This window comes from Kitasatospora sp. NPDC093558 (assembly GCF_040683475.1).
Taxonomy (GTDB): Bacteria; Actinomycetota; Actinomycetes; order Streptomycetales; family Streptomycetaceae; genus Kitasatospora.
In genome coordinates, this window is the sequence record NZ_JBFBDY010001066.1 from 1 (window position 1) to 1,621 (window position 1,621).

A 1,621-nucleotide genomic window follows, 5' to 3' on the forward strand; every position below is an offset into this window, starting at 1 on the left:
GTGCCTGCGACATGGCGGACCGCGAGTCCGTGGCCGCCTTGATCGACACGATCCCCGGTCTCTCCACTGTCGTCCATGCCGCCGGTGTCGGTGACAACGGTCTGGTCGGTGCGCTCACCCCCACCCGGATGGATGCGGTCCTGGCTCCGAAGGCCGATGGCGCATGGTTCCTGCACGAGCTGACCAGCCACCTCGACCTGACCGCCTTCGTCCTCTTCTCCTCCGCCGGCGGTCTGGTGCTGACCGCGGGTCAGGGCAACTACGCCGCCGCGAACGTCTTCCTCGACGCTCTCGCCGCCCACCGCCACGCCGCGGGCCTGCCCGCGACCTCCATGGCCTACGGCCTCTGGGACGTCGGCGCCGGCCTTGGCGAGCACCTCCTGGAGCTCAACCGCAACCGCATGGCCGCCCAGGGCGTCCCGCCGCTCACCCGCGAGGCCGGGCTGGCGCTGTTCGCCGCCGGGCTGCGCAGCGAGCGGGCCACCGTCGTCCCGATCAGGGTCGACGCCGCCGCCCTGCGCGCCCGCACCGACGAGGTCCCGCCGCTCCTGCGCGCCCTCGTCCCGGCGGCCCGCCGTACGGCGGCCCACGCCCCGCTCCCGGCCGCTCCGGCCGGCGCCCTCGCCGCCCGGCTCGCCGGGCTGACGGAGGCGGAGCAGCGGCGGACCGTCCTCGACCTGGTCCGGGCCAGGGTGGCCGGGCTACTCGGCCACGAGTCGGGCGAGGCGATCGAGCCGGACCGCGCGTTCCAGGAGCTCGGCTTCGACTCCCTCGCCGCGACCGACCTGCGCAACCGCCTCAACAAGCGCACCGGCCTGCGCCTGCCCGCCACGCTCGCCTTCGACTTCCCCAATGCGAGGGCCGTCGCGGAGCACCTCCTCGACCTGGCCGGCGCAGGCACGGACGCGACGCCGGCCACCGGCACCGGCGTCCGCCCGCACACCTCCGACGAGCCGATCGCGATCGTCGGCATGGCCTGCCGCTACCCCGGCGGTGCCGCCACGCCCGAGGAGCTGTGGCGGCTGCTGGCGGACGGCGTTGACACCGTCACCGGACTGCCGACCGACCGCGGCTGGGACATCGAGCACCTCTACGACCCCGAGCCCGGCAAGGAGGGCCACACCTACACCCGGCACGGCAGCTTCCTGCACGACGCCGGCGACTTCGACCCCGGCTTCTTCGGGATCTCCCCGCGCGAGGCCCTCTACATGGACCCGCAGCAGCGGCTCCTCCTGGAGACCTCGTGGGAGGCGCTGGAGCGGGCCGGCATCGATCCGCTGTCGCTGCGCGGCAGCCGGACGGGCGTCTTCGCGGGCGTGATGTACCACGACTACGCGCTCAACACGAACCCCTCCGGCACCAGCGGCGGCAGCGTCGTCTCCGGCCGGGTGTCCTACACGCTGGGCCTGGAGGGCCCGGCGGTGACCGTCGACACGGCCTGCTCCTCCTCCCTCGTCGCCCTGCACCTCGCGGTCCAGGCGCTGCGCAGCGGCGAGTGCACGCTGGCGCTCGCCGGCGGCGCGACGGTGATGTCGACGCCGGGCATGTTCATCGAGTTCTCCCGGCAGCGGGGGCTGTCGGCGGACGGCCGCTGCAAGGCGTTCGCCGGCGCGGCGGATGG

The 1,621-nt window shown here is 74.7% G+C and carries 1 protein-coding gene; it reads left to right on the plus strand.

Annotated elements, in window-relative coordinates; genetic code table 11:
- Positions 1-1,621, plus strand: a 1,621-nt coding sequence (locus tag AB0O00_RS38495) for a beta-ketoacyl synthase N-terminal-like domain-containing protein (RefSeq protein ID WP_363659332.1), incomplete at both ends; no start/stop codon positions are given.